General features: G+C 35.8%; 21 protein-coding genes. 10 read left to right on the forward strand and 11 right to left on the reverse strand.

Going from position 1 to position 25984, the window contains the following annotated elements:
- The 5 genes from HOG71_08350 to HOG71_08370 form a co-directional block, all read right to left on the reverse strand.
- Positions 1-1289, reverse strand: a 1289-nt coding sequence (locus tag HOG71_08350) for a hypothetical protein (protein ID MBT5990853.1), incomplete at its 3' end; no start/stop codon positions are given.
- A gap of 55 nt (positions 1290-1344) precedes the next feature.
- Positions 1345-2706, reverse strand: coding sequence for a 4Fe-4S dicluster domain-containing protein (locus tag HOG71_08355; GenBank protein ID MBT5990854.1), 1362 nt, complete (start codon positions 2704-2706; stop codon positions 1345-1347).
- Positions 2707-2719: 13 nt separating this feature from the next.
- The gene (locus HOG71_08360) at positions 2720-3544 is read right to left on the reverse strand and encodes a hypothetical protein (protein MBT5990855.1); all 825 of its coding nucleotides are present in this window, start codon (positions 3542-3544) and stop codon (positions 2720-2722) included.
- 106 nt (positions 3545-3650) lie between these two features.
- Positions 3651-5702 (reverse strand): OmpA family protein, encoded by a 2052-nt coding sequence (locus HOG71_08365; GenBank protein ID MBT5990856.1) that lies wholly within the window; start codon positions 5700-5702, stop codon positions 3651-3653.
- 66 nt (positions 5703-5768) lie between these two features.
- Entirely contained in the window at positions 5769-6785 is a 1017-nt protein-coding gene (locus tag HOG71_08370; protein MBT5990857.1) for a PorP/SprF family type IX secretion system membrane protein, read from the reverse strand.
- Between the two features lie 68 nt (positions 6786-6853).
- On the opposite strand from HOG71_08370, the gene HOG71_08375 reads away from it, so the two are divergent.
- A complete protein-coding gene (locus HOG71_08375; protein ID MBT5990858.1) occupies positions 6854-10696 on the forward strand; it encodes a PKD domain-containing protein in 3843 nt (1280 codons plus the stop codon).
- Between the two features lie 49 nt (positions 10697-10745).
- Positions 10746-11759, forward strand: a complete 1014-nt coding sequence (locus HOG71_08380; protein MBT5990859.1) for a hypothetical protein — start codon at positions 10746-10748, stop codon at positions 11757-11759.
- A gap of 54 nt (positions 11760-11813) precedes the next feature.
- Here HOG71_08380 and HOG71_08385 read toward each other — a convergent pair whose 3' ends face one another.
- The 4 genes from HOG71_08385 to HOG71_08400 all read right to left on the reverse strand — a co-directional run bounded on the left by HOG71_08385 (position 11814) and on the right by HOG71_08400 (position 14592).
- Positions 11814-12476, reverse strand: a complete 663-nt coding sequence (locus HOG71_08385; GenBank protein MBT5990860.1) for a hypothetical protein — start codon at positions 12474-12476, stop codon at positions 11814-11816.
- 11 nt (positions 12477-12487) lie between these two features.
- Complete coding sequence (locus HOG71_08390) at positions 12488-13159, reverse strand: hypothetical protein (protein MBT5990861.1); 672 nt, start codon at positions 13157-13159, stop codon at positions 12488-12490.
- Positions 13160-13258: 99 nt separating this feature from the next.
- On the reverse strand, positions 13259-13933 hold the full coding sequence (locus HOG71_08395) for a hypothetical protein (protein MBT5990862.1): 675 nt from the start codon (positions 13931-13933) through the stop codon (positions 13259-13261).
- Entirely contained in the window at positions 13930-14592 is a 663-nt protein-coding gene (locus HOG71_08400; GenBank protein ID MBT5990863.1) for a hypothetical protein, read from the reverse strand. The genes HOG71_08395 and HOG71_08400 overlap by 4 nt, the downstream gene beginning before the upstream one ends.
- 110 nt (positions 14593-14702) lie before the next feature.
- On the opposite strand from HOG71_08400, the gene HOG71_08405 reads away from it, so the two are divergent.
- Both HOG71_08405 and HOG71_08410 read left to right on the forward strand, forming a co-directional pair.
- Complete coding sequence (locus tag HOG71_08405) at positions 14703-15758, forward strand: hypothetical protein (protein MBT5990864.1); 1056 nt, start codon at positions 14703-14705, stop codon at positions 15756-15758.
- 15 nt (positions 15759-15773) lie between these two features.
- Positions 15774-16862 (forward strand): hypothetical protein, encoded by a 1089-nt coding sequence (locus HOG71_08410; protein ID MBT5990865.1) that lies wholly within the window; start codon positions 15774-15776, stop codon positions 16860-16862.
- A gap of 176 nt (positions 16863-17038) precedes the next feature.
- Here HOG71_08410 and HOG71_08415 read toward each other — a convergent pair whose 3' ends face one another.
- Together HOG71_08415 and HOG71_08420 are read right to left on the reverse strand one after the other, a co-directional pair.
- Positions 17039-17446 (reverse strand): GxxExxY protein, encoded by a 408-nt coding sequence (locus tag HOG71_08415; protein MBT5990866.1) that lies wholly within the window; start codon positions 17444-17446, stop codon positions 17039-17041.
- A 30-nt stretch (positions 17447-17476) separates the two neighbouring features.
- Entirely contained in the window at positions 17477-17833 is a 357-nt protein-coding gene (locus tag HOG71_08420) for a translation initiation factor (protein ID MBT5990867.1), read from the reverse strand.
- Positions 17834-17948: 115 nt separating this feature from the next.
- On the opposite strand from HOG71_08420, the gene HOG71_08425 reads away from it, so the two are divergent.
- The 6 genes from HOG71_08425 to recA all read left to right on the forward strand — a co-directional run bounded on the left by HOG71_08425 (position 17949) and on the right by recA (position 25979).
- Entirely contained in the window at positions 17949-19952 is a 2004-nt protein-coding gene (locus HOG71_08425) for a urocanate hydratase (protein ID MBT5990868.1), read from the forward strand.
- A gap of 8 nt (positions 19953-19960) precedes the next feature.
- Complete coding sequence (locus HOG71_08430; GenBank protein MBT5990869.1) at positions 19961-20740, forward strand: hypothetical protein; 780 nt, start codon at positions 19961-19963, stop codon at positions 20738-20740.
- A gap of 114 nt (positions 20741-20854) precedes the next feature.
- Entirely contained in the window at positions 20855-22594 is a 1740-nt protein-coding gene (locus HOG71_08435) for an MFS transporter (GenBank protein ID MBT5990870.1), read from the forward strand.
- 90 nt (positions 22595-22684) lie between these two features.
- Positions 22685-24142 (forward strand): aminoacyl-histidine dipeptidase, encoded by a 1458-nt coding sequence (locus HOG71_08440; GenBank protein MBT5990871.1) that lies wholly within the window; start codon positions 22685-22687, stop codon positions 24140-24142.
- Positions 24143-24177: 35 nt separating this feature from the next.
- Entirely contained in the window at positions 24178-24822 is a 645-nt protein-coding gene (nth, locus tag HOG71_08445) for an endonuclease III (GenBank protein MBT5990872.1), read from the forward strand.
- A gap of 158 nt (positions 24823-24980) precedes the next feature.
- A complete protein-coding gene (recA, locus tag HOG71_08450; GenBank protein MBT5990873.1) occupies positions 24981-25979 on the forward strand; it encodes a recombinase RecA in 999 nt (332 codons plus the stop codon).
- The last annotated feature ends 5 nt before the right edge of the window (positions 25980-25984 follow it).

Raw genomic sequence — 25984 nt, forward strand, 5'->3', positions numbered from 1 at the left:
TGAACACCATAGCCTCCCAATTGAACCGTATGATTAGACGTTGTAAAAGCATCTGAAGATCGATAAATATTGGTCCCAGCAATAAACACCATATTTGAATCGTCTGGTTTTACTCTAACTACCAAGTTATAAGAGCCTTGTGCATTGAAATTATCGAAACTAGCCGTGCCTGTTGAAGGAATATTCTCCGAAAGATTTTCCCAAATAGCATTGCTATCAGCTCCATTTCCACGGATGTATCGATATTTCCATAAGCTATTCCAGTCTTCATTTCCCCTATAGTTAAGCGACAACTTGCCAAAACCAGGAGTATGGGCTAAAAAATAAACCACATTTTCATTATTCGGATCAATTTCTAAAACAATGCGTTCATATTCGGCAGGAAATGTATCTAAAGGCAAAATATTCACCCAATTACTACAATCTTCCGACCGCCAAATTCCCTTTTGGTTTCCATCGCTACTCATCGTTGCATAAACAACTCCTGTTGAACTAACAGCAACATCTGTAAAATATGAACCTGAAGCACCTCCTAATTCTAAATTCCAGTTTTGACCACCATCAATACTTTTATAAAGTCGTCTTAGCGCTGCGACATAAACCACATCCTGAGTATCATTTGATTGATCAGTTTGAATTCTCCATGTAATATCCCACGGATCAAAATCAGTGGTGTTATTTGAAACTGTTGATTCCAATTGTGTCCATGTCAATCCTTTGTCAATCGATTTATAAACACCATTCCCATAAAAATATGCACCTGATCCACTAGCTGAATTTCCATAAGCTTCGCCTGTTCCATAATACCAAGTGTTGGTTTTTCCTATTCTTTTGTCTTGAGCTAAAGAGCTTATACTTAAAAATTGGTTGGAAGGTGTAATCTTACTCCAACTTGATCCAGCATCAATTGAGCGCCACAATCCTCCCGATACACCACCAGCAAATAGAATGTTTTCGTTTTCAATATCCAATGCTGCGGCTCGTGTGCGTCCACCAATATTGAATGGCCCGCGATTTACCCAGACGTCTCCTCTATAGGTTCCAATTCCATAGTTTTTGGGTAATTGCTCTGCAAACTTCATCTCTCTAAATGTCATGTTCGCAGGTATTTTTCCTGTGGAAGGATCAATTAAGCGATTCAATTCCCAGCTAACTCTATCTTGTAAATTCACATCTGATTCCAATGCATCAAAAGCAATTCCTTTATGTACATGTTCTTTACTACTAAATAAAACAAAGATTCCAAACACGAAATAAGCAAGTGCTGCTAATGTAAATAGCCTTTTCATAAATTAATTTTATACAAATATAGGAAGTTGAGTGTGGAGTTAAAACTAAATGTAATTATGCCTGTGGAAGCTTTTCAATAGGATAGGGTTTTGGGTATTTCCCATAAAAAAAGTCATCCATATAAACAGCTATTTGACGAAATAGTATATTACGCCTGATCAATCTCTTCACCATTCTATGAAAAGAGTTGTCAGGATGCGAATACGGACAAACAGCCATGCATTTTCCACAATCAGTTCCAACTTTTTTCCAATATGAGAAACAGGAATCCTGATTGATTTTCCATCTATTCACACCATCTATTTGCTTCATATCGGTATGGGGAATTGCATTGGCAGGACAATTTGTAGCGCATTTTTTACAATAGCGGCAAAACTCCAACATGCTCAGATCTCGTTTTCGTTTATTCGGTTTTATACCCAAAGATGTTGTGACCACAGAAATACGCATACGAGGACCTAATTGTGGGGACATCAAAATACCCATTCTTCCTATTTCTCCAAGACCAGCATCACGCCCAACCAAAGGGCATAATAATTCATAGTTTGCATCAATATGGGCTCGTGCTGAATAGCCTAATTGCCTGATATAGGAAGCCACTGCAACTGCAATTTCTCCCGATTGCAAATAGCGTTTGGCTGATTCATAAACAGTAGGGGCATGAGGCGCTGTTTTGTTTAAAGTTCTGTCCATTTCAACGGTCATAACAATGGCATACTCATGTTGCCTTTGTATTTCCTTTCCATAATTCTCACCTCTTCCCTTGGTGCTGTACAGGTGATAATCTTTCAGATTTGTTACCGCCACATGGTTTGCTCCCAACCTTTTGGCATACTTATGCACTTCCTTTGTTATTTCATCAATGTCTAAATTTTGTTTGACATGACTAATGTCTCCATCAACTTTATCATAAAGCAAATCAACTTCATCAAAAATTTCTCTTCCCCTTGTTGAGTAAAACGAATGGAAAAAAGCTGTTTGGGGAGACAAAAGCGGTGGTAATTCTCTCCAATGATCATCTAGCGTTTTGCTTTTGGGGTTATTCTGATAGTATGACTCATATTTGCCATCCCCTTTTTCAAGATTCATACGACTAAAAACCAAATCTCGTTCATCATATCTGGTAGAGGGAGAATCAGGAGTTGTTTTGTGTTTTTTATCAATAGGTGCAGTAAACAATATCCCTGAAAGAATAACCAAAGACAATAGCGCCCAGCTTATTATAAAATAAGGAGAGGAATCAAGAAAGGCAGCAGTAACAAATATAGCTGATAATGAAAAAGCGATTATAAGAGATCTGTTTCGAGCTCTTGACTCGTTTTCAATGGCTGAAAAAATAGCAATCAGACTAAAGATGGAAAATAATAATCCACCCATCACAAAAAGCGCGATATCCAATCCTGTTATTTCAATCAAATTGTAGGAATTATTACAATCCTAAAAACTTCTGAATTTCCTTGAAATAGGCTCCTTTATCTGAAACAAAGGTGGTTGTTCTTTTAGCGCCTGGCACTTCATACATTTTTGTGATGCTTTTGCGCAATTTATACAGGCTTTTCATATCATCAGGTTGGAATAATTCGTCCAGTTCTCCACTAATGAGAAAAATACCTGTGAGGCCACTTGCTTTTGCTTCTAATGCATAAAGTGGTTCCATCCAGGTTTTGTCAAAACCTAATGGCATCATCACTTTTTGGCCATAAACCTCCATATATCTCTTTTCGGTTAGTTCAAAAGTAATGTATGGAGAATCGGCAATTATTTTACTTACTTCGGGCCGATTGGCTCCAATACCCAGTGAAAGTCCTCCTCCGAGTCCAACGCCAAAAAGATGTGTTGTTTTAAAGGAAGGATAATGTCTTCTCATATAGTCGATAACTCCTTCCAGATCTTTTTGAAACTGGCTATACAAAAAGAATTTAGTATTTATCTGGAAATCATCGCTCGATCCATATCCTCGATAATCGTAGGTTACTACATTATACCCTAATGATAAAAAGTTACTGGCTAATTCAATTAAATCGGCCATGTTTCCATCACCATCATCACTGAGAATAATCACTTTTCTGGACTGCTTATCTGTTGCATTGAATAACCAGGCTTGTAACATCATTCCATCTGACGTTTTAATTTTCAGATTATTATAATCCATGCCATAATCAGCTGGAGTTACTGCATATTCTCTTTCCGGTTTCAATGCATAAAGGCTTACTGACAAAATTAAGGCAATACTAATAAAGACTATTTTTTTCATTTTACTCAATTAAGTTCATATTCAAACGGAACTAAAGATATGAATTTAAACGAAAATGAAATGAATTGTGCACGCAGGTATTTTGATCTGAGACAATTAACTCGTTCTATTCCTCATAAATTATTTCAGAATACTCGGGCAGTAGACCAATCACGCGAAATTCTGTGCGCCTGTTTTTCTGCCTTCCTTTAGGATTATCGCTGCCATCGGGATTTTCATTTGGCGCGATGGACTGAGTTTCGCCATATCCCTTAGCTTGCAATCTTTCCTTGGCAATTCCATTTTTAATGAGATAGTCAACTACACTTTGGGCTCTTCGTTGGCTTAATCTTTCATTATATGAAAGTGCACCTTTGCTATCGGTATGCGAACTTATTTCTGCAATAATTTTGGGATTATCCTGCATTAAAATAAGAATGGTTGAATCAATAATAGATTTGGCACTATCCGTTAAGTAGCTTTTGTCGAAAGGATAGTAAATATTTCTGATAACCAATGGCTTCTCGGGTATTTTAATAATATACAAGTCTCGAATTAATGTGTCAGTCTGCGTAATTTCATATGTTTCAACTTGCCTTTGGCGACTGAAATAGTCATCTTTTGAAACCCTGATCTTATACTTATTCCCATTTTCTAATTTAAAACTGTAGGCTCCTTCAAAATCAGTGGTATCACTTTTAATTAAAAACTCAACATTTTCTTCATCGGGACTTATTAGATACAAGCTAACCACTGCTTGAAATGCAGGAACTCCAGTCATTATATCGGCATCAGGGCTTTCAGAAATCAGATTTTCTATGTATTGAACCTTTGCGGTATCTTCAATTGCAACTACATTTCCTTTTAAAATAATATTGATAAAATCAGGATAATTGAATGAGTAGATATCATCACAACAGCTTATTTTCTGTAGTATATTGCTTCCTGTACGATTGGACACCAAAAAGCCTTCCGATTTATTATCTGGATTCAGCACATAATAAATATCATCGGCACAGGAATTAATTGGATAACCCAAATTAACCGGTTCTTCCCAGCGTTTCAGCTCTCCGGTTGATTTAAAAACATCTAGTCCACCAATATTTGTTTTACCATTCGAACTATAATATAATCGATGATTTTCCAGATCGTAAAATGGTGTTGTTTCATCACCTGGGCTATTGATTTTACCACCCATATTTTTTGGTGCTGAAAAAGCATTTGTTTTGGTGCTAAATACGCTATACCATAAATCCATGCCCCCTTTACCTCCCGGTCGATCGGAAGCAAAATAGAGCACTTCATAACCTCTTTTTGACTCTATTGCAACGGCAGGTTGTGTGGATGTGTAATACCTCAGATTGATCGGTTTTTCGATCATTTTAGGAGATTGCCATTTCCCTTTTTTCTTTTCAGAATAATAAATTGCACAGCTATTTTTGCTGTCACTATTTTGGTTACATACTGTAAAGTAAAATCGATTCCCATGCGGGCAAAGCACGCCATTGCCAACATCAGCTCCAGGAATATTGAATGAGTCGCTAATTTCAAATCCTCCTTGCCAGATATCATTGATCTTTTTGGCATGATAAAACGAACTGCTTATTTCTTTTTCCTTCGTTTGATCATCTAAATACCTAATTACTTCATTTACCCGAACTGATGCAAAAATCATTAGCGAATCATTCAAGGGAAATGGGGAATAGTCTATATGATCAAAATTTACAGTTTCATTTAATTTGTTGATATGGACATTTAATGGCTTTTCGAGCTGTTCAAGAGCTAAATCACAGCCATCAATTTCTTTACGTGCAAGTTTACGGTAAAGAGCATTTTCGCCTTTTCCTTTTAGTTTTTTCCGTGCTTTTGTCAAGGTTTCTTTTGCAAGTTCATACTCACCATTCATTTTTAACATAACACCATAATGAAACAATGATTTAGCATATTTCTTTGGCTTTAAATCATAAGCAATCTTATAATATTCTTTGGCTTTCTCATAATCTCGAATTCTTTCGTATAGTTGGGCTAAATGAAAACTAGTATAGGGCCTGTTAGGAGATTGTTGAATATATTTTTCATAATTTTCAATGGCGGCATACACATCTCCATACCTTTCATAGAGCAAGGCTTTCTTCTTCAGCTTAGACGGTTTTTCCTGTGCAAATGAAGAAAAAGACATGCATAGAATAATAATTGACAGCCACGCAACAGATATGTTCTTATTAATAATCAATTGATAATAATATTAAAAGCGTTCGCATGGAATAGATTTCTGAAATGCCAACGAACTTATTTTCTTATAAACCAGTGAAAATTCAATTGCCCCCTGATTATGTGTGCTTGTACTCAATTCTGATACATTCAAATCATAGCTTAAACCAATATCAAAATGTCTTAATGAGATGCCGGTCTGAATAATTGCAGCATCGAAATTTCTTTTAATTCCATTTCTAGAATATAATCCTCCATATACATGCTGAAAACCACCCATTGTTTTACCAATTTCATAGGTTAAGCCCATACCTATAATAAGTTCTGATGCCAGTGCATGTTCAGTAAATAGTATGGTTGGTGCAATATCCAGTCTGCCTTTCAAATCAAAACGAGCAATTGTGTAATAGGATTTCCTAACCTTCAATTGATTTCCTGTTCCAAAAAAACTTTCTCCCGGTGTGTTTAAGTGATACAAACTAACACCAACTTCAGGCTTAAAATCCCCAAAGCTACCAGTCCAAAGAATACCTGCATTAATATCTGGATAATAGATTGTTGTTGGAGAACCTGTATCGGAAGAGGGAAAAGTAGGGTCATAAAAACCGGTGAGTTTATTATATTGATCAGGAAAAGTTAAAGCATTTGCTGAAATATTTTTATTCACCATTCCGGCTTGAATGCCAATATGAAATTCTTGTCTTTGAACTAATTTATGATAGGCCAAGTTTAAAAACAATTTATTAACAGCCAATTCAGCATCACCTGACTTATCGTTTACGAGTAATAAACCAATTCCAAATTTCTCTTTTCGAAGGTAAATTGCTTTATCGAGGGAGATCGCATTTGTGCTATAGGGAATAGGCATAGTAAACCATTGAGTACGATATATATCGGCTAATCGAAGTTCACCCTGATAATGACCAGAATTTGCTGGATTAACAACCAATGGAGAAGCATAGAATTGAGAAAAATGAACATCCTGAGATCGAACACTAAATGCCAATAATGCCAACAAACTGATAGATATGATATGAATTCGGTATCTCAATAATTTAGTATATTTGTTATACAAATATAGATAATCTCAGGCTTTCATCAATTTTCAGCTTTTCAACAATGCAAAATAAAAAAAGTATTTTTTACACAAGAATAGTTATTTCTTGTATTGTTATTTTGCAAGTTAGTATTGTCCAAGCTCAGCCCATTGCTAAATTTACTTCAGATATCGTTTCCGGATGTAATCCTATTGTTGTTTCATTTACAGATCAATCAACTGGTGGGCCAACTACTTGGTTTTGGGATTTTGGCAATGGAAACACCTCCACCCTTCAAAATCCACAAGTATCTTATACCGTGAGTGGAAGCTATACAGTCTCTTTAAAAGCAACAAATTCCAGTGGATCAAATACAATATCAAAAACTGCATATATAACTGTTTTCAAAAACCCTACAGCCAATCTAACCGCAACTTCTGCTACAAATGGTTGTGTTCCTTTTACCATTGGTTTTTCTGATCAAAGCATTGAAGGAGATGGTGTAGTATCGAAATGGACATGGGATTTTGGCGATGGCGGAATTTCAGCTGCTAAAAACCCGACCTATACCTATAGTACATCGGGTGTATATAATGTTTCTTTGCATGTTGTGGATATTAATGGCTGTTCAGACACACGGGTTTATACAAGCTATATTACTGTTAATTCAAAGCCAAAACCCCAGTTTAGTGTCAACACAAGCACATATTGCAGTATTCCTGCTGCCGTTACTTTTACAAATTCTTCCACAGGCAATGGAACATTAACATATCGATGGGACTTTGGTGATGGAAACACCGCTAATAGCAAAGACACAACCTATACCTATTTAACTTCAGGAACTTATAACGTTAAACTGGTCGTAACTGATCAGAATGGATGTTCAGACTCAATTATTGAAAATAGTTTTGTAAAAATAAATAGTATCAAAGCTAGTTTTAAACCCGATAACGACTCGATTTGCCCAGGCGTATTGGTTGCTATGAATGATGCATCAAATGGTGCAAATAGTTATTTTTGGAGTTTTGGTGATGGAAATACAACCACTGTTCCAAACCCAAAGTATATCTATTTTAATCCCGGAACCTATGTTGTTAAGTTAAAGGTTGAAAATACCGGCAATTGCAAGGATAGCATTAGCAAAACCATATTAGTGGATGATATTGAGGCTGGTTACAGTGCGTTTCCTTTGCAAACATGTCATATTCCATTTGAAGTTGATTTTACAGATCTTTCAAAAAACGCAGTCAGTTGGGTATATTATTTTGGCAATGGAGATACTTCTCATAGCCAGAATCCAACCTATAGTTATCAGACAGTAGGGTCACACCAAACAAGCCTGGTTGTAAAATCAGCAGCCGGATGTACAGATTCTTTTGCATTTAAAAAACAGGTAAACATCGAACCACCTGTGGCAGAATTCATAGGCGATACGATGCGTGGTTGTGCCCCATTAACGGTTAATTTTACTGACAAAAGTTTTTCAAACGAGACTATAATCAGTTGGAAATGGTATTTCAGTGATGGCGATTCTTCACATCTGCAAAATCCAACACACACATTTTATGATGATACTACATATCAGGCAACATTATTTATTGAAAACGACTCTGGTTGCGTCAGCTTTACGTATAAAATAATTGAAGTAGGATTAAAACCTATTATTGATTTTATTGTAATGCCTGATTCAAATTGTGCTCACGACTCAGTTCTATTTGCCGATATGTCAACAAATCCAAATGGAAAGCCAAATGATGAATGGCTTTGGACTTTCGGAGATATGATGACAGGATCAGGGGCAAACGTGTACCACATGCATGTAGATACAGGCTATATGAAAACCATGCTTATAGTTGGCCAAAACGGATGTTATGATACCTTGATTGTTGATAGTTCCAACTATGTATTGGCTCCGGTTTCCATTGTATTACCATTCTTTGCTTGTGATTCTCCATTTAATTATACTTTTATTCAAATACCAAAAGGTGTTGATCATTGGGAAATTGACTTTGGCGATGGATTAAAGCTCGATCATTTAACCAATGACACCTTAACTCACACATATGGAGCATATGGCAATTACAAGGTTAAAACTAAAGCTTACAATGACAGCACAGGATGTACCTGGCCCAATGAAATTGATGTCAATATAGGTCATCTGGATGCTGATTTTATGTTCTCAGATTCAACTCCTTGTGTAGGAGATAGTATATTATTTGTTTTAAAAACAGGTAGTAACTTCAACACATACTGGAAATTTGGAAATGGAAATACCTCATCCGATTACTTGCCCTTATATGCCTATAATAAACCCGGCACCTATCGTGTTGATCTGTTAGCTATTGATTTTAGCGGTTGCCGAGATAGTGTATCCAAATTTATAACAGTTTCCAGCATCACAGCCGATTATCAGGCTGATAGTTTTATTTGTGTTCCAGATCAAGTTGTATTTACGGATTTAAGCAGTTCCGATACGACTATTGTTAGTTGGAATTGGCATTTTGGAAATGGGCAATATTCCACCAATCAAAACCCAACACATAACTATGTACAGAGTGGAACTTTTAGCCCACGTTTAATTGTTGTTAATGCTGCTGGTTGTGCTGACACCATCATGAAAACTGCCAGTATTTTTGCAAGCAAACCAACAGCAGGTTTTTATACACTTGATAACTCACTATGTTTACACGATTCTGCCGTATTTGTGAATACCTCAAGTGGAATACTATCAGATTATGATTGGACATTTGGAGATGGAAGCAGTTCAAAAGATATTGTTCCTGGGCATATCTATTCAAAAGCAGGGCAATATAGCATTCGCTTAATAGTTACAGATACTGCAGGGTGTAAGGATACAGCAACTGTTAATAATTATATTCAAGTTGAAGATTCTGTAATTGCGAATTTCTTTGCTGATACTATATTTTCTAACTGTTACCCCTTGTTGGTAAAATTTTCTGATCAGTCAATAGCCTCAAATATTATCTATTGGGAATGGGATTTTGGAGATAATACAGCCCTTTCTTTTATTCAAAACCCAGCACATAATTATCAGTTGCCGGGCACATATGATGTGCAGTTGAATATTATAACATCTTTTGCCTGTGTGGATACCATTTCTAAAACAAAATATATTACGGTAAAAGGCCCACTAGCCGATTTTGAGGTCGATCCAGATACAATTTGCACCTATGAATTTGTTAAATTCACACTTATACAAAAAGAAAATGTGAAGTTGTTTGAATGGGATTTTGGCGATGGCTATGTTGAAACCGGTCAGATCGATTCTATCCTTCATACATATTCAAGAGGTGGTGTGTTTTTTCCTAAGCTTATCTATGAAGATTCAACTGGCACATGTCGTAAATCAGCGGATGATCTTGTTTTTGTTTCACAAGTAATAGCTGATTTTCAACCAAGTGATACCAACGGAACTGTTCCTCTGCTTATCGATTTCACAAATTTTTCATCAACAAATGCTATTTCATGGATTTGGAATTTTGGAGAAGGAGCAGATACCATGAGCGAAGATGCTGCTCATTATTATAAAATGGCAGGAGATTATCTGGTTTCCTTAATCGTTCAAAACGACTTTGGCTGTTTGGATAGTATTACCAAATTAATAGTTATTGATCCTCTTGAAGCCTTGGTTGATTTTCCAAGCGCATTTACACCCAATGGGGATGGAAAAAACGATCAGGTTAAAGTTGAAGGCTATGGCGTTCGATTTAAAGAGTTACTTGGATTTCAGATATTCAACCGTTTTGGGGAGGTTGTTTTTGAAACAAGCGATCCTGAAATTGGATGGGATGGTTATTACAAAGGAAAATTACAAAATATGGAAACCTATATTTATCTGGTTACTGTAAAAACATTTGAAGATCAGGTTATTTCAGAAAAAGGATATATTAGTTTGCTTTATTAAGAAATCATTATTTATCAATACTATTAATCAAACACTAAAATCATCAAACATGAAAGCGTTAAAATGGATTGGAATTGTTTTAATACTACTTATTGCCATTCTCTTCGTTGTTTCTTTATTTTTACCGAGTGATTATTACACGGAGAAATCAAAAGTAATTGATGCTCCCACATGGTCTGTATTTGAGGAAGTTGCCGACTATAACAACTGGCCAAAATGGGATCCATGGAATGCTGCTGACACAAATATGCAAAGTACAGTAGTTGGCGAAATGGGCGTTGGACAAGTGAGAAGCTGGGTTAGTGAAAGTCAGGGAAATGGATCAATGGAAACACTTGAGCTTGTAGAAAATGAGCTAAGCAAAGGCAAGCTGATGTTCGAAGGAATGGATAATCATGCTTTTAATAAATTTGTATTGGAAGAAGTAGAAGGAGGAACAAAAGCAACTTGGTCAATTGAAGGCGATGTAGGTTTTAATCCGATTGCCAGATATTGGATGCTATTAGCAAAAGGACAAATGAAAAAATCCTTTGAAAATGGCTTGAATAACCTTCAGGCACTGTGTGAGGCAAAACCAAAAGAAAAGGCAGTAGTTGTTACTGTTGAAACAAAAGATTTTGAAGGTATTAACTACATCGGAATCAAACATGCATTAACAGATAAAAATACTTTTGGCCAAGTTATGGGGCAAGATTTTCAAGTTATGATGGCGTTTATGGCGATTCATAAAATTGAAATGGCAGGCGCTCCATTTTCCCGTTATTTACAATGGAGCGATAAAGATGGTGACACCATTATTTTTGAAAGTTGCCTTCCTGTTGCTGACATTGGTAAAGGAGACGAAAATGTCTATTTCGGGCAAATTGAAGCTAGCAAAGTGGCAGCAGCCATGCACTTTGGTGCATACGAAAAAATTGGACCTGTTTACTATGCAATAGAAGATTATATTGCTGAAAATGCTTTGGAAATAATTGGCGGTCCTTGGGAAGTTTATTTAACTGATCCAGGTAAAGAACCTGATCCAAGTAAATGGATGACAGAAGTTTATTATCCGATAAAATAAAAGTTTTTTAACTCAAATAAACTAAGCTCCATCTTTTAGTAGATGGGGCTTTTTTTATTCTTTTACTGTCAAAACGATAGCGCCAGGTAATTGCTTGCTCCCACCTTCTGGTACTTCAACATAAATGTTTGCGCAAATAATTATATCTCCAACTTTGGGCTCCTTGAGCATGTTAAGAGCTGATTTATGCAACTTTGCACTACTACATGGATAAAATGATGCTGGTCCTTCCTTAGGTTGATAAACGAATTTATATTTCGAGATTTTATAGTTTAAATCTTTCGGGCCTTCTAGGTTAACGGTTAATTCAGTCACATTTTTAACATTGTCGATACTAAGCTCCCCCTTTGACTCTCCACCAAAAGTTACAGTTGGACCTGAAATGTTTTTAATAGGGTATTTTACTCGACAAATAATAATATTTTTGTCATTTTTGACTTTGAAAAAAGTAATTATTGCCACTTTTTTCTGGTTCTCCTTCGTCTTGGGAATATGAATGACAAAAAGCCCTTTCTCAAATGTGACTTTTCCCTGATTGCAAATGACTTTTACATTTGCTGCATTGATTTTCTTGTTTTTGAGTTCCAGCTTGTTGTTCCATCCAACATAAAGCGCATCTCCGCTATGATTAATAATTCTGGACTTTCCCTTAAACTGTGCATTAGCACTTGAAAAAACCAGAGAAAAGGCGATTAAAGCAAATAGTATCTTTTTCATAATTGTAATTTTTATTCGACAACTGATAACACAATTGAGCCGGGAAGTTGCCTGTTTCCTTTGGTTGCAATATCTGCAAATATTCTACTGACAATAATCACTGATCCGGCTTCAAGCCCATAAATAACTTCCTTGACTTCTTGTGACAATTGAGTTCCTTTATGCTGGTAGGATGTACTTGTATTATCTGTCTTTTGTATAATGATTTCAAATGATGTTACTTGAAAAAGGATATCTCTATAATAGAACCAATCCATGTCCACATATACTGAATCCATATCCTTCAATTTGGCTTGTCTGATTTCTCCACCAGCATAGCCATTCAAAACAGGTGTTGGATTTGGAACCCGGAGAATATTAAACTCTTTTTTCCCAGCAGGAGTTAACTTTAAGTCTTCTTTAATAAATACAGAAATGGTCAGTTTCCAAATTTTCTGTCTCGAATCTTTTACAGACAAAAAATACTGTCCATCTTTTTTTGTTAGCAGTCCAAAATCTGTTTTCAGTTCAATTTGATCAAACTGATAGCCCGGAACTGATACATTGATGGGGTTTTCCAAACCAATATAAACAATGCTAACAGCTTCTGCCGCAATTACTGCTTTTGGTGCTAAAGCTGGTTGGGCAAAAATTACAGAAGAAAACAGAATGAATGTGAGTAAGGCAAGAAATAACTTTTTCATAATCGTGTATTTAGTTCACACAAACCTTTACAAATTTTTAATATGTAAATATACAAAAAATAACGTTTAAATTGGGTTATTCGTATAAACAGATGCTTTTCATTCTACGGTTAATACAATAGCTCCTGGCAATTGTTTTGTTGAGTTGTTATTATAATGCGCATAAATGTTAGAGAATATCAAAATATCCCCTTTTTTAACATTTGAGAGTACTGCAATAATTTCTTCTGATATTGCAGCGCTATCACAAGGAATAAACTGGGCAAGGCCTTCAACAGGTTGAATAACAAATTTAAATTTATCAACGGTATAGGTTATTCCATCCAAAACATAATCAGGTTTAATAGTGATTTCTTTTACTGTTTTAACTTCCTCGGGGCTTATTGTTCCTCCACTTTTTGAACCAAAACAAGGATATGGGTGCAATACTTTTTTAATTTTAAAAGAGCTATTTCCTGCAAAATAAAAACTGTCGTTTATATTTACATAAACACTTAATACAGCCTCTCTAACCTTCCCTCTTGTATCTTTAACTTTAAGAATATATTGGCCATTCTCTCCTGTCAATGTTCCTTGATTAGTTTTCACTTTTATCTGATCATTTGAATATCCTGGAACACTGACTGACAAAGTATTATCAAGGCCGAGATAAACTGCATTCATTTTAGAAGCAGAAACTACACAACTATAACTTACTGAGGAATCCAGTTCCTGAGCATAACTATTTCCGATAATTAAAGCAGTAAGGACAATATAACAAACCAGAGATCTCATCGCACTTCTATAATATGTGGCTCGCGAATAAGTCTGCTTGGCAACCCCGGGGCCGAATACCAAACATTGGCAATTATGTATTTATCGCCTCTTTTAGGATTGTCAAATGATTTTTTCATTTCATCGGTAAGCATGTGACTTTTGCTTTTGTATATGCTTGCAAACCCATTTTTAGGTTGATAAATAAATTCAAACTTATCTACCATAAAACTTAGATCAAATGGGAAATCTTCTAAACGAAGGGCAACAAAATTTCTTATTCGAATTTCTCCAGAATATGGATATGTTGAGCCAAAATAAATTGTAGGCTTTGGAATTGGCCTTATCCTGAAATACTTTGAGCACACATATTTAATATTGTTTGCTGTTGTCACATAAACCTTGATTTCAACTTTAGAAAAAACCTGACCATCATCTTTTATATGAAGCGAATATTCCCCTTTTTCTCCTTTTAATATTCCTATGGACGATTCTGCAATGATATGCTCAGGAAGAACTCCCATTACAGCTATTGAAATAGGATTATCGATATCCAGATAAACTAAATTAAGCAGTTTGACTGAAATTACAGGTGGTGGAATGAAAAACGAATCTGCAGTTTGTGCATGAGATGGACTAAACAAGAATAGAATTAAAACAAAAGCCAGGTAGTTTTTCACGAATCCAGATTTATTTTGATGCTTTTATAACGTTTGTTTTGTGTTTTATTATATATTTATTGGATTAAAATATACCATTTTTTCATATCAAGCGTTTAGAAAAATAAAATATGTTCCGAAAATTCGCTTTTCTACTTATACTCCATTTGTTTATTAATCAGCTTACTGCCCAGGAATTAACATACAGAAAAATTAATTTGAATGATTATCTCGGCCAAAAAACAGTTGATGAACTCAATACACTTATTTATCATGAAGCCTTGTCAGGAAAAATAAAGGCCTACAAAACGGACACGCTTGTCAATAGTTATACGATCGAAGAACTTAATAGCTTGGGTGAATGGACAGATTGGATAGAAGTTTGTCCAGAGCCAAAATATCCGAATGATTGCTATGATTCAACAATAGTCAATGAGTTTAGGACAGATGATTTAATTGGAAACCTCATTGCCGAGAAATGGGCATTTGATTTAAAGAAAAAACAAATATTTGTTGAATACCACTCTTTTGCACTTATGCATAATTTAACCTATGCAGGATATGCTTTAGGAGAACAACCATTGTTCTGGATAGATTTAGATGACCTGGCTAAAATATTGAATCCTGATGAGCTCAAACTGTTCATGGATGCATTGTTTAATGAAACACTTTCCTTTTACAATGATTTTGACGAAAATAGCGCAATAACAAAAAGACTCCTTTCGCCTAATGACTATATTGGCAAATTTACTTTTCAGGAATATAATTCAAGCCTTTACTCTGCAGCACTTAACCAAGATATTCCTTCCTATAAAACTATTGCTCTTGATTCTGCGTATGATATAAAAGCGCTGAAAAACAGGGGTAGCAAGGAATACGACAGATTTTATCCCGATCCTGAATATCCAGATTATGGATTTGACACTTTATATACTAAATTTTGGAATCCAAAAGAAATAGAATCATTTATAATTTCTGAGCAGATTATCTTTGATAAGATAAGGTTTTCTTATAAATACAACATTCGTTCTATTGGATTACTGTATGTAACTCCAGATATACAAATTGATATTTGTTATTTCGCTTATACTGATTTGAAAAAAGCACTTAAAAAGTATGAAATAAGCGGACTCACAAAAGCTATTTACAATGCAACTGTTGATCAGCATAAATTTCATAAAGACTAATTCTGAAAATAAAGTATGCACATTCATAAATTAAAATACAGCTTCATTTTTAAGGCAATTGTCCTCCAGCTTGTTTTAGTTTTTTTATGCAATAACCTTGTTGCCCAGCAACTAAGCTCACGAAAAATAAACTTAGACGATTTTCTTGGTCGAAAAACAATAGATGAATTCAACACACGTATTTATTATGCTGCTATTTCAGGAAAAATTAATGCATACAAAACCGAAAAATTAATCGAAACCTATTCACCAGAAGAACGAAAGGGTGCTGGTGGAGTTGAATGCATTGTCGAAATTTGTCCTGATCAAGAAAATCCAGATTATTGCTACGATTCAATCCTGCTTAATCCTTTTAGCACAGAACAGATTCGTGGAAGCTACATTGCAGAACAATGGTGGTTGAATACAAAAAAGAATCAATTTGGAGCTAATTTTTATGCTTTTGCTCCTGCTTGTAACCTTATAATTGCTGGACAGAATTTGGGGACAAAACCACTATTCTGGATAAATTTAAGAGAGCTCAACAAAGTACTCAACAATTCTGAAATAATACTATTCAAGCAAGCCATTTTTAAGGAAACCCAATATGTTTACTCCGATTCAAAAGTTTTAAGTTCTAGAACGAAAAGAAAGATTGATTTAGAAGATTATATTGGAACAAACACCCTTTTCGACCAGAACTTGCTGATTTACAGCGCAGCATTCAAGCTAAAATGTCCAGCATATACTTCCGTTGATCTCGATTCTGTTTATACTGCAATGGAGTTATTTTATCGGGGAACGGAAGACGTTTATGGATATCGTATTCCAGAACACCTCAATGATGAAATTGATTCGACATTAGTCACTACAAATCATAATGCTGAATTAAAACTAAATTCAATATCAGAAACTTTGCATTTTAATAAACAAGACTTTTCTTATACATCAGAGCTTAATGCTCTGGCATTACGAGAAAAATTATATACCAAAGGAGAAATTGATTTATTCTGGGTTTCGTATAAAGATTTGAAAAAAGTGCTTTCAAAACTCGAAATTGAATTACTTACACACGCTATTTATAAAGCCACTGTTGATCAGCATCATATGTATAAAAGAGACTGATTTTCCCTTTTGTCTTATACTATGATTTACATGATTATTTGATGAGCTATGATTCTTATTATTCATTAAAAATAACTGCTTCAATAGCAGTTTTCGAATAATTTGTCATTTCAGATCGTCCATGAATTAGTGTATATCATGGTTTAATAATCATAGTATTCATTCAATCATTAAAATTATAGTTTAGATGTTTTGCCTGGCTTCATAACCCGCTTAAACTGCAAACTCCTGCTGCTGAAATTAATAAGCAAGCCAATACTCATCCCATAAGCCTCAAGATAATTAATTGCTTGAGCCAAGTGCACATCTTCAAGCTGAATTACTGCTTTTAACTCTACCATGATTTTCCCCTCAACAAAAAAATCGACTCTTCTGGTACCGATATGTTCACCTTTATAATTAATATCCATTTCAAACTCACGCTCAAATTCCAATCCTTGCTCAGCCATTTCAATCACCAATGCCCTTTGGTAAATAACTTCTTGAAAACCATTTCCAAGAGTTTTGTGAACTTCCATTGCACAACCAATGATTTTACCTGTCAAGTCACTATCAGGATATTCCTTTTTAATCATAGTATTCATTCAATCATAATAATCATAGTTTAAGACAATTTACCCTCCAGCCTTTTTCACCTTAAAGCCCATATCCAAAAGTAACTGCATTACCTTGTCACGCTTTTCACCCTGTACCAGTATCTCTCCATCTTTCACACTACCGCCTGTTCCACATTTGCTTTTGAGCGTTTTTCCTAAATCGGTCAAATCATCTTCGCTGCCAATAAAGCCCGTTACAAGTGTAACAACCTTGCCTCCCCTTTGTTTCCTATCAAGCAGAACTTTTAAATTTTGTTGTTGAGGTGCAAGTGTTTCCTCGTCTTCCTCATTCAAATTATCATATTCAAAATCAGGATCTGTTGAATACATAATTCCTCCCAGAGGTTTGGATTTGTTCTTTTTCTTTTTGCTCATTGACCTGCTATAAATGTTGATTAAAAGTCTTTCAAAATTAGCAAATGCTTTCATTATTACATGATTAGTTATTTAAATTCGTCCTGAAAAATGAATCGGTTTTAAATAAAAGAAGATGAATTTGAGTAAGTTTCAGCAAGCAATTCTAACAGGAATTCCAGAGGAATTACCAACACATCCGGGAATTGATGAAAAGGTTAGCCATGCACCAAACCGTCCTGACTATTTATCAGATACAGAAAAAATACTGGCATTAAAAAATGCATTACGCTATTTTCCAGCAAAACATCACGAAATATTGGCCAAGGAATTTGCAGAAGAATTGAAAAATTATGGTCGCATTTATATGTATCGTTTTCGTCCAACCTACGAGATAAAAGCCAGACCCATAGGAGATTATCCTGCAAAATGCCAACAAGCTGCAGCCATTATGCTCATGATCAACAACAATCTTGATTATGCGGTTGCACAGCATCCCAACGAACTCATTACCTATGGAGGCAATGGGGCTGTTTTTCAGAATTGGGCGCAATACCTACTCACCATGAAATATCTGGCTGAAATGACAGAAGAGCAAACGTTAACCATGTATTCTGGTCATCCAATGGGTTTGTTTCCTTCACACAAAGATGCTCCTCGGGTTGTCGTAACAAATGGAATGGTGATTCCAAATTACTCTAAACCTGAACATTGGCATAAATTCAATGCATTAGGCGTTTCACAATACGGACAAATGACTGCGGGCTCATATATGTATATCGGACCTCAGGGAATTGTTCATGGAACTACCATTACTGTTTTGAATGCATGTAGGAAAATTGATGATAAGGGAACCTATGGGAAGTTATTTTTAACCGCTGGATTGGGCGGCATGAGTGGAGCTCAACCCAAAGCAGGAAATATAGCAGGCGTTGTTTCTGTTACGGCCGAAGTAAATCCAGATGCCACATGGAAACGCCATGAGCAGGGATGGGTTGATGAAGTTATTTCAGACCTTGATGAGCTTTGCATTAGAGTTACAAAAGCAAAAGAGGAAAAAGAGGTTGTTTCAATAGCCTATAACGGAAACATAGTCGATGTTTGGGAAAAATTTGATCAGGAAAATATATATGTTGAATTGGGATCAGATCAAACATCCCTGCACAATCCATGGGATGGTGGTTATTATCCTGCCGGATTAAGCCTCGAAGAATCAAACAAAATGATGGCTGAAAATCCATCACTTTTCAAAGAAAAAGTACAGGAAAGTTTAAGGCGTCATGCAGATGCCATTAATAAACATACGGCAAAAGGAAGCTATTTCTTCGATTATGGAAATGCATTTTTACTGGAAGCATCCCGTGCTGGTGCAGATATCATGGCTGAGGATGGAATCACTTTTAAATATCCTTCTTATGTTCAGGATATAATGGGTCCCATGTGTTTTGATTATGGATTTGGGCCTTTCCGTTGGGTTTGTACTTCTGGTAAACCAGAGGATCTTCAAAAATCAGATAGTATTGCCTGTGAAGTTTTAGAAGAAATTATGAAGAACTCTCCAGTAGATATTCAGCAGCAAATGGCTGATAATATTCAGTGGATTAGAGGAGCACAGGAAAACAAACTTGTAGTTGGCTCACAAGCCCGAATTCTATATGCAGATGCAGAAGGCCGAATGAAAATTGCTGAAGCATTTAATAATGCCATTCAAGCAGGTGATATTACAGCACCTATTGTATTGGGTCGCGATCATCATGATGTGTCTGGAACCGATTCTCCTTTCAGGGAAACATCAAATATTTATGACGGCTCAAGTTTTACAGCCGATATGGCTATCCAAAATGTGATTGGCGATTCATTTAGAGGTGCAACTTGGGTTTCTATTCACAACGGTGGTGGAGTTGGTTGGGGTGAAGTGATCAATGGTGGGTTTGGAATGCTACTCGATGGAAGTAAAGATGCAGACAGAAGACTTAAAAACATGCTTTTCTGGGATGTAAATAATGGTATTTCGAGACGAAGTTGGGCCAGAAATGAAGGCGCTATTTTCGCCATAAAAAGAGCTATGGAATTGAATCCAGATTTGAAAGTTACAGTACCCAACATAGTTGATGAAAACATCCTTGATTCACTTAATTAATCAGGTTCATGAAACTGAATTTATTAATCATTTTTCTCGCTTTTTCTACAGTCAGTCAGGCACAAGACTCAAGCAAATGGGACATTAATCCATCTGCAGATATTGTAAGTCGATATGTTTGGCGAGGAATTGATTTCGGAGGATCTCCATCTATACAACCAAGTTTAACTTTTCAAAATGGCAATCTTGAGTTTGGATTTTGGGGTGCATATGCTGTTTCAGGAAGCTATCAGGAAGCTGATTTGTATATTTCTTACTCATTTTTAGATGAGCTTTTTAGCATAGGAATTACCGACTATTTCTTTCCCGATATGGCAAGTATTGATCAGGGATATTTTAACTGGAATAATAACACAGGACATGTTTTAGAAGCAAATTTGGCATTTAATGGGTCTTCGAAATTTCCAATAGCAATTGCTGCAAACACATTTGTTTATGGTGCTGATAAAGTATTTTCAGACTCAACATGGAATCTCAATGATAGTGTGCATCAAATGAATACAAAAAATGGCTATTCAACTTATTGTGAAATAACGTATTCATTCGAAGTAAAAAAAACAACTATTGATGTATTTGCAGGCTTCAATCTCAATGGAGTTAATTTTGAAGATGCCATATTGAGAGGAGGAGAAGGATTCTATTTGGATGGACCCGGATTCACAAATATTGGATTGACAGCCAGTCGAGAAATTCCTGTTTCAGGCAAGTTTTCATTGCCAGTTTATTCCTCTCTTATTGTGAATCCAAAGCGGGAACGCATATACATGGTTTTCGGATTTACTTTATAAAACAACATATATACTAATCTGATCGATTAATACTTCTATTTTAACGAATGAGTCAATTATTAATCTTATTTTAGCGCTTTCTTTTTTTTAAGAACAATTCTATAAAACAGCTTTATGACTGAAATTATTAAACAAACACTTAGAGACTCTAAGTCAGCCCGTTGGTCTGCTTTGATTATTCTATCTTTTACCATGTTCGCAGGTTATATGTTTACCGAAGTTATTTCTCCGCTTAAACCAATTCTGGAGAGATCAGGAATTAATAGTTCCGACTTTGGTTTTATTACCAGTGCATATGGATTATTCAACGTATTTCTTTTCATGCTTATCATTGTAGGAATTTTACTGGATAAGTTTGGAATTCGCTTTAGCACTATAGCTTCAGTTCTTGTAATGATTGCTGGTGGTATTATTAAATATGCTGCCTTTAAAGGATTAATTGGAAGTACAGAAGTAACCATGTCGATTCTAAAACTTGAAATAACCACACAGGTATTTTGGGCAGGATTTGGATTTGCTCTATTTGGGGTTGGAGTTGAATACGCTGGTATTACAGTTTCAAAGTCTGTTGCAAAGTGGTTTAAAGGAAAGGAAATGGCGCTTGCAATGGGAATGCAGGTAGCTATTGCTCGTTTAGGTTCGTTTGCACCTTTAGCATTTGGCGCAAAAATCGCCTATAAATATGATGTCCCTACAACAATACTAATTGTTATTATTTTCCTGATACTTGGATTAATGGGCTTCATTTATTATAATACTATCGACAGAAAACTTGACAAGCAACTTGATGTTGGAAAAATTAAATCTAAAGAAGATGATTTTAAAATTTCTGATCTCGGATTGATTATTAAAAATCGTGGTTTCTGGTTGATTGCAATACTTTGTGTATTATTCTATTCTGCCGTTTTTCCATTCTATAAATACGGACCCGATTTAATGGTTAACAAGTTTGGTGTTTCAGTTAAGTGGGCAGGATTGTTACCTAGCCTTGTTCCTTTTGGAACCATGTTGCTTACTCCGTTTTTTGGAAGTATTTATGATAAAAAGGGGAAAGGCGCCACAATAATGATTATTGGTGCTGTGTTGTTGATTGTCGTTCACGCAATATTCTATCTTCCATTTGTTGACAGTGTTGTTGTTGCATTCTTTAATGTTCTGCTACTGGGAATTGCATTTTCTTTAGTACCATCAGCAATGTGGCCATCAGTTCCAAAAATTATTCCTGAAAAACAATTGGGAAGTGCATTTGCACTAATCTTTTGGGTTCAGAATTTTGGGCTTTGGGGTATTCCATTATTAGTAGGAATCGTTTTAAACTCTACCAACCCAACCATTGTTCCTGATAAAACGCTGGTTATTGACACCTATGCAGAAGCCTACACTACTGCCTTGGAGGACAGTCCGTTTATTGGAGTAACAGATGCAAAAGGAAATGTAATTGATCTGGCTGCCATTAAAATATTAGCCAAATCATCTGGAGGAGATTTAGTTGATAAGGTAATTGCAGAATCACCTCAGGAAGAAGTCATAGAATACGATAAAGAGGCACTAAAACAAAAAATTTCAACTGAAATTGAACTTGTGGTCAATGAGTATGTATCAACAATGGATATTACAGATATTAGTGAAATTGATGAAAAAGATTTAGCAGCCTTGAATAAATTAGAAGAAGTTGCTATTAGCAAGGGTATGGAAATAGTTAAGGAAAGCAAAATAAAGCTTAACTATAATTATCAAAAAACCTGGACCATTTTTGTTGCTCTAACATTTTTAGCACTTTTTATTGCATTCTGGCTTAAAGCAGAGGATAAACGAAAAGGCTATGGTTTAGAGTTACCGAATATTAAAAAATAGCTTTTGAAATAAATAATTTGAAATACCTGCTTTTAATTAAAGGCAGGTATTTTGTTTAATATAAACTCACTAACATTTAAAATATAGCATATGAGTAACGAAATATTAAATCTGGAGCCTAAGGCAATCTGGAAACATTTTTACAGCCTGACTCAAATTCCTCGTCCTTCTAAAAAAGAAGAACGCATCATTGAATTCATGAAGAAATTTGGTGAAGACCTTGGTCTTGAAACAATTGTTGACAAGGTGGGAAATGTGATAATCAAAAAACCTGCAACCTCAGGTATGGAAGGCAAAAAGGTAGTTGTTTTACAAGGCCACCTCGATATGGTTCCACAAAAAAACTCAGATAAAGATCACGACTTCGAAACTGATCCAATCGAAACAATGATTGAAGATGGTTGGGTAACTGCAAATGGAACCACATTGGGCTCTGACAACGGAATGGGTGTTGCTGCTGCAATGGCTGTTTTAGAAGCAACTGACTTAGTACATCCTGCTATTGAAGCCTTATTTACAATTGATGAAGAAACAGGCATGACAGGTGCTTTTGGATTAGAACCTGGTATTTTAGCTGGTGATATTCTCATCAATATGGACTCAGAAGACGAAGGCGAACTGTATGTTGGTTGCGCTGGTGGTGAAGATTGTGAAGCTCAATTTACATATAATGAAGAGAGTGTCCCTGCAGGATATACTGCTTTTGAAATTAAAGTTACCGGTCTTAAAGGTGGACATTCAGGAATGGATATTCCATTAGGTCGAGGCAATTCAAATAAAGTATTAAACCGTTTCTTGTGGCATGCACAAAGAGAGCATGGCTTAAAAGTCGCAACGGTTACAGGTGGAAGCCTTAGAAATGCTATACCAAGAGAATCATTCGCTATAGTTGTAGTGCCATCTGACAAAGTTGAAGATGTTAAGGTTTGTTTCGAAAAATATAGCGTTACAGCAAAAGCTGAACTTTCAGTCACTGAGCCAAATATGAGTCTTGAATTAATAGCTACAGATATGCCTGCAAAAGTGATGGCAGATGCCGACCAAAGCAGAATTTTAAATGCTGTATACGCCTGCCCTCATGGTGTTATAAGAATGAGTGATGGTGTTGGTGTTCCTGAAACGTCAACCAATATGGCAATTTACAATATCGGTAGTGGTAAAGCAGAGGTAATGAACCTCATGAGAAGTTCAGTAGATTCAGCCAAAAAAGACTTGGCACAACGCATGACTGCCTTATTTGAATTAGCTGGAGCAGCGGTAACACTTAAAGGCGAATATCCAGGTTGGAAACCCAATATGGATTCTCCTATTCTCAAAACGATGAGTGATGTTTATAACAAAAATTATGGTAAAATTCCTGAAGTAAAAGTTATTCATGCTGGTTTGGAATGTGGTATTCTAGGAGATGGTTATCCAAATTGGGATATGATTTCATTTGGCCCAACCATTCGTTTCCCACACTCACCTGATGAGAAGGTAAATATTGAGACAGTAGGAAAATTCTGGAATTTCTTAGTCGCTACTCTTGAAGCTATTCCTGAAAAATAAATCATTAGTTTGACCAAACACGTTAGCTATATTCTATGCAAAAACGGAAAGAACTTGCATTAAAGCTAATAGACATATTTGAGAAGCATGATCCGGTTCCTGAAACGGAACTGGATTATGTTAATCCTTATGAGCTTGTAGTTGCCGTAATTTTGTCGGCACAGTGTACCGATAAAAGAGTGAATCTGATTACCCCTGCATTATTTGACCATTTCCCAACTCTTGAGAGCATGGCAAATGCAAAGGTTGAAGAAGTCTTTTTCTTTATTAAAAGTTGTAGTTATCCTAATAACAAAGCCAAGCATTTAGTTGGAATGGCAAAAACTGTTATGGATAGTTTTAATGGAGAGATTCCTAAATCGCTTGTTGATTTGCAAAAATTGCCTGGTGTGGGCCGCAAAACAGCAAATGTAGTTGCCTCTGTAGCTTTTGATATTCCGACAATGCCTGTTGACACACATGTCTTTCGCGTTGCTCAACGAATTGGTTTGGTCAAAGCATCAAAAACACCATTACAAGTTGAAGAACAATTGCTTGAAATAATTCCAACTGAAAAGCTACATGACTACCATCATTGGTTAATTCTACATGGGCGTTATATTTGTCAGGCAAGAAAACCCAAATGCGAGCACTGTCCTGCTACCCCAGTTTGTAAGTATTTCAAAAATAAACACATCTAACTTATCTGTCAGATTTTTGTCGAACGTTAATCCTGCCAAAGCTTTCGTTTTTTTTCGAACTCCTCTTCAATAGTTTATCATAAAAAATTGTAATTTAGCGGTTTAAGCTTTCAGCTACTGCAACTCAATATTAATTCGAAATAGCAAAAAATATAAATATGACAACTGACAATTCAGGAAAAGAAAAGGCATTAAATCTTACAATATCCTCTTTAGAAAAACAATATGGTAAAGGTATTGTTATGAAACTGAGTGATGATGCTATTACGAAAGTTGAAGCGATCTCAACTGGCTCTTTGGGTCTTGATATCGCACTAGGTGTGGGTGGTTTGCCCAGGGGAAGAGTCGTTGAAATATATGGCCCCGAGTCATCAGGAAAAACAACGCTGGCTATGCATGCTATTTCTGAAACACAAAAAAAAGGTGGTTTAGCAGCTTTCATTGATGCAGAACATGCATTTGATAAAATTTATGCAGAAAATTTAGGAATTGATATTGATAATCTATTAATCTCCCAACCAGATAATGGAGAGCAAGCACTTGATATTACGGATCATTTAATCCGCTCAGGAGCCATCGATATTATCGTAATTGACTCTGTAGCTGCCTTGGTACCCAAAGCAGAAGTAGAAGGAGATATGGGCGATTCTCGAATGGGTTTACAAGCTCGCTTGATGTCGCAGGCTTTACGAAAACTAACGGCTTCAATAAGCAAAACAAAATGTATTTGCATTTTTATTAATCAGCTACGTGACAAAATTGGAGTTGTTTATGGTAATCCCGAAACAACCACGGGCGGTAATGCACTAAAGTTTTATGCATCAGTTCGCCTGGATATACGAAGGATTGCAACCCTAAAATCTGGAGATGCATTTTTAGGAAATAGAACGCGTGTAAAGGTTGCAAAAAACAAAGTTGCACCACCATTCAGACTCGCTGAATTCGACATTATTTATGGAGAAGGAATTTCCAGAGAAGGGGAAATAGTTGACCTCGCTGCAGATTTTGATGTTGTTAAGAAAAGCGGTTCTTGGTATAGCTATGGAGAAACAAAACTGGGGCAAGGGCGCGATAGTGTTGTGAGCCTGTTGAAAGACAATCCTGAATTATTTGAAGAAATTAAAACGAAGGTGCTTTTAAAGCTTAACGAAAAATAATAGCC

It is taken from the genome of Bacteroidota bacterium (genome assembly GCA_018698135.1).
Classification (GTDB): domain Bacteria; phylum Bacteroidota; class Bacteroidia; order CAILMK01; family JAAYUY01; genus JABINZ01.

Bases quoted from the DNA above. Each gene is read 5' to 3' on its own strand.
- HOG71_08360 (MBT5990855.1), bottom strand. From the start codon at position 3,544: ATGAAAAAAATAGTCTTTATTAGTATTGCCTTAATTTTGTCAGTAAGC.
- HOG71_08365 (MBT5990856.1), bottom strand. From the start codon at position 5,702: ATGTCTTTTTCTTCATTTGCACAGGAAAAACCGTCTAAGCTGAAGAAG.
- HOG71_08375 (MBT5990858.1), top strand. From the start codon at position 6,854: ATGCAAAATAAAAAAAGTATTTTTTACACAAGAATAGTTATTTCTTGT.
- HOG71_08380 (MBT5990859.1), top strand. From the start codon at position 10,746: ATGAAAGCGTTAAAATGGATTGGAATTGTTTTAATACTACTTATTGCC.
- HOG71_08385 (MBT5990860.1), bottom strand. From the start codon at position 12,476: ATGAAAAAGATACTATTTGCTTTAATCGCCTTTTCTCTGGTTTTTTCA.
- HOG71_08390 (MBT5990861.1), bottom strand. From the start codon at position 13,159: ATGAAAAAGTTATTTCTTGCCTTACTCACATTCATTCTGTTTTCTTCT.
- HOG71_08395 (MBT5990862.1), bottom strand. From the start codon at position 13,933: ATGAGATCTCTGGTTTGTTATATTGTCCTTACTGCTTTAATTATCGGA.
- HOG71_08405 (MBT5990864.1), top strand. From the start codon at position 14,703: ATGTTCCGAAAATTCGCTTTTCTACTTATACTCCATTTGTTTATTAAT.
- HOG71_08410 (MBT5990865.1), top strand. From the start codon at position 15,774: ATGCACATTCATAAATTAAAATACAGCTTCATTTTTAAGGCAATTGTC.
- HOG71_08415 (MBT5990866.1), bottom strand. From the start codon at position 17,446: ATGAATACTATGATTAAAAAGGAATATCCTGATAGTGACTTGACAGGT.
- HOG71_08420 (MBT5990867.1), bottom strand. From the start codon at position 17,833: ATGAGCAAAAAGAAAAAGAACAAATCCAAACCTCTGGGAGGAATTATG.
- HOG71_08425 (MBT5990868.1), top strand. From the start codon at position 17,949: ATGAATTTGAGTAAGTTTCAGCAAGCAATTCTAACAGGAATTCCAGAG.
- HOG71_08430 (MBT5990869.1), top strand. From the start codon at position 19,961: ATGAAACTGAATTTATTAATCATTTTTCTCGCTTTTTCTACAGTCAGT.
- HOG71_08435 (MBT5990870.1), top strand. From the start codon at position 20,855: ATGACTGAAATTATTAAACAAACACTTAGAGACTCTAAGTCAGCCCGT.
- HOG71_08440 (MBT5990871.1), top strand. From the start codon at position 22,685: ATGAGTAACGAAATATTAAATCTGGAGCCTAAGGCAATCTGGAAACAT.
- nth (MBT5990872.1), top strand. From the start codon at position 24,178: ATGCAAAAACGGAAAGAACTTGCATTAAAGCTAATAGACATATTTGAG.
- recA (MBT5990873.1), top strand. From the start codon at position 24,981: ATGACAACTGACAATTCAGGAAAAGAAAAGGCATTAAATCTTACAATA.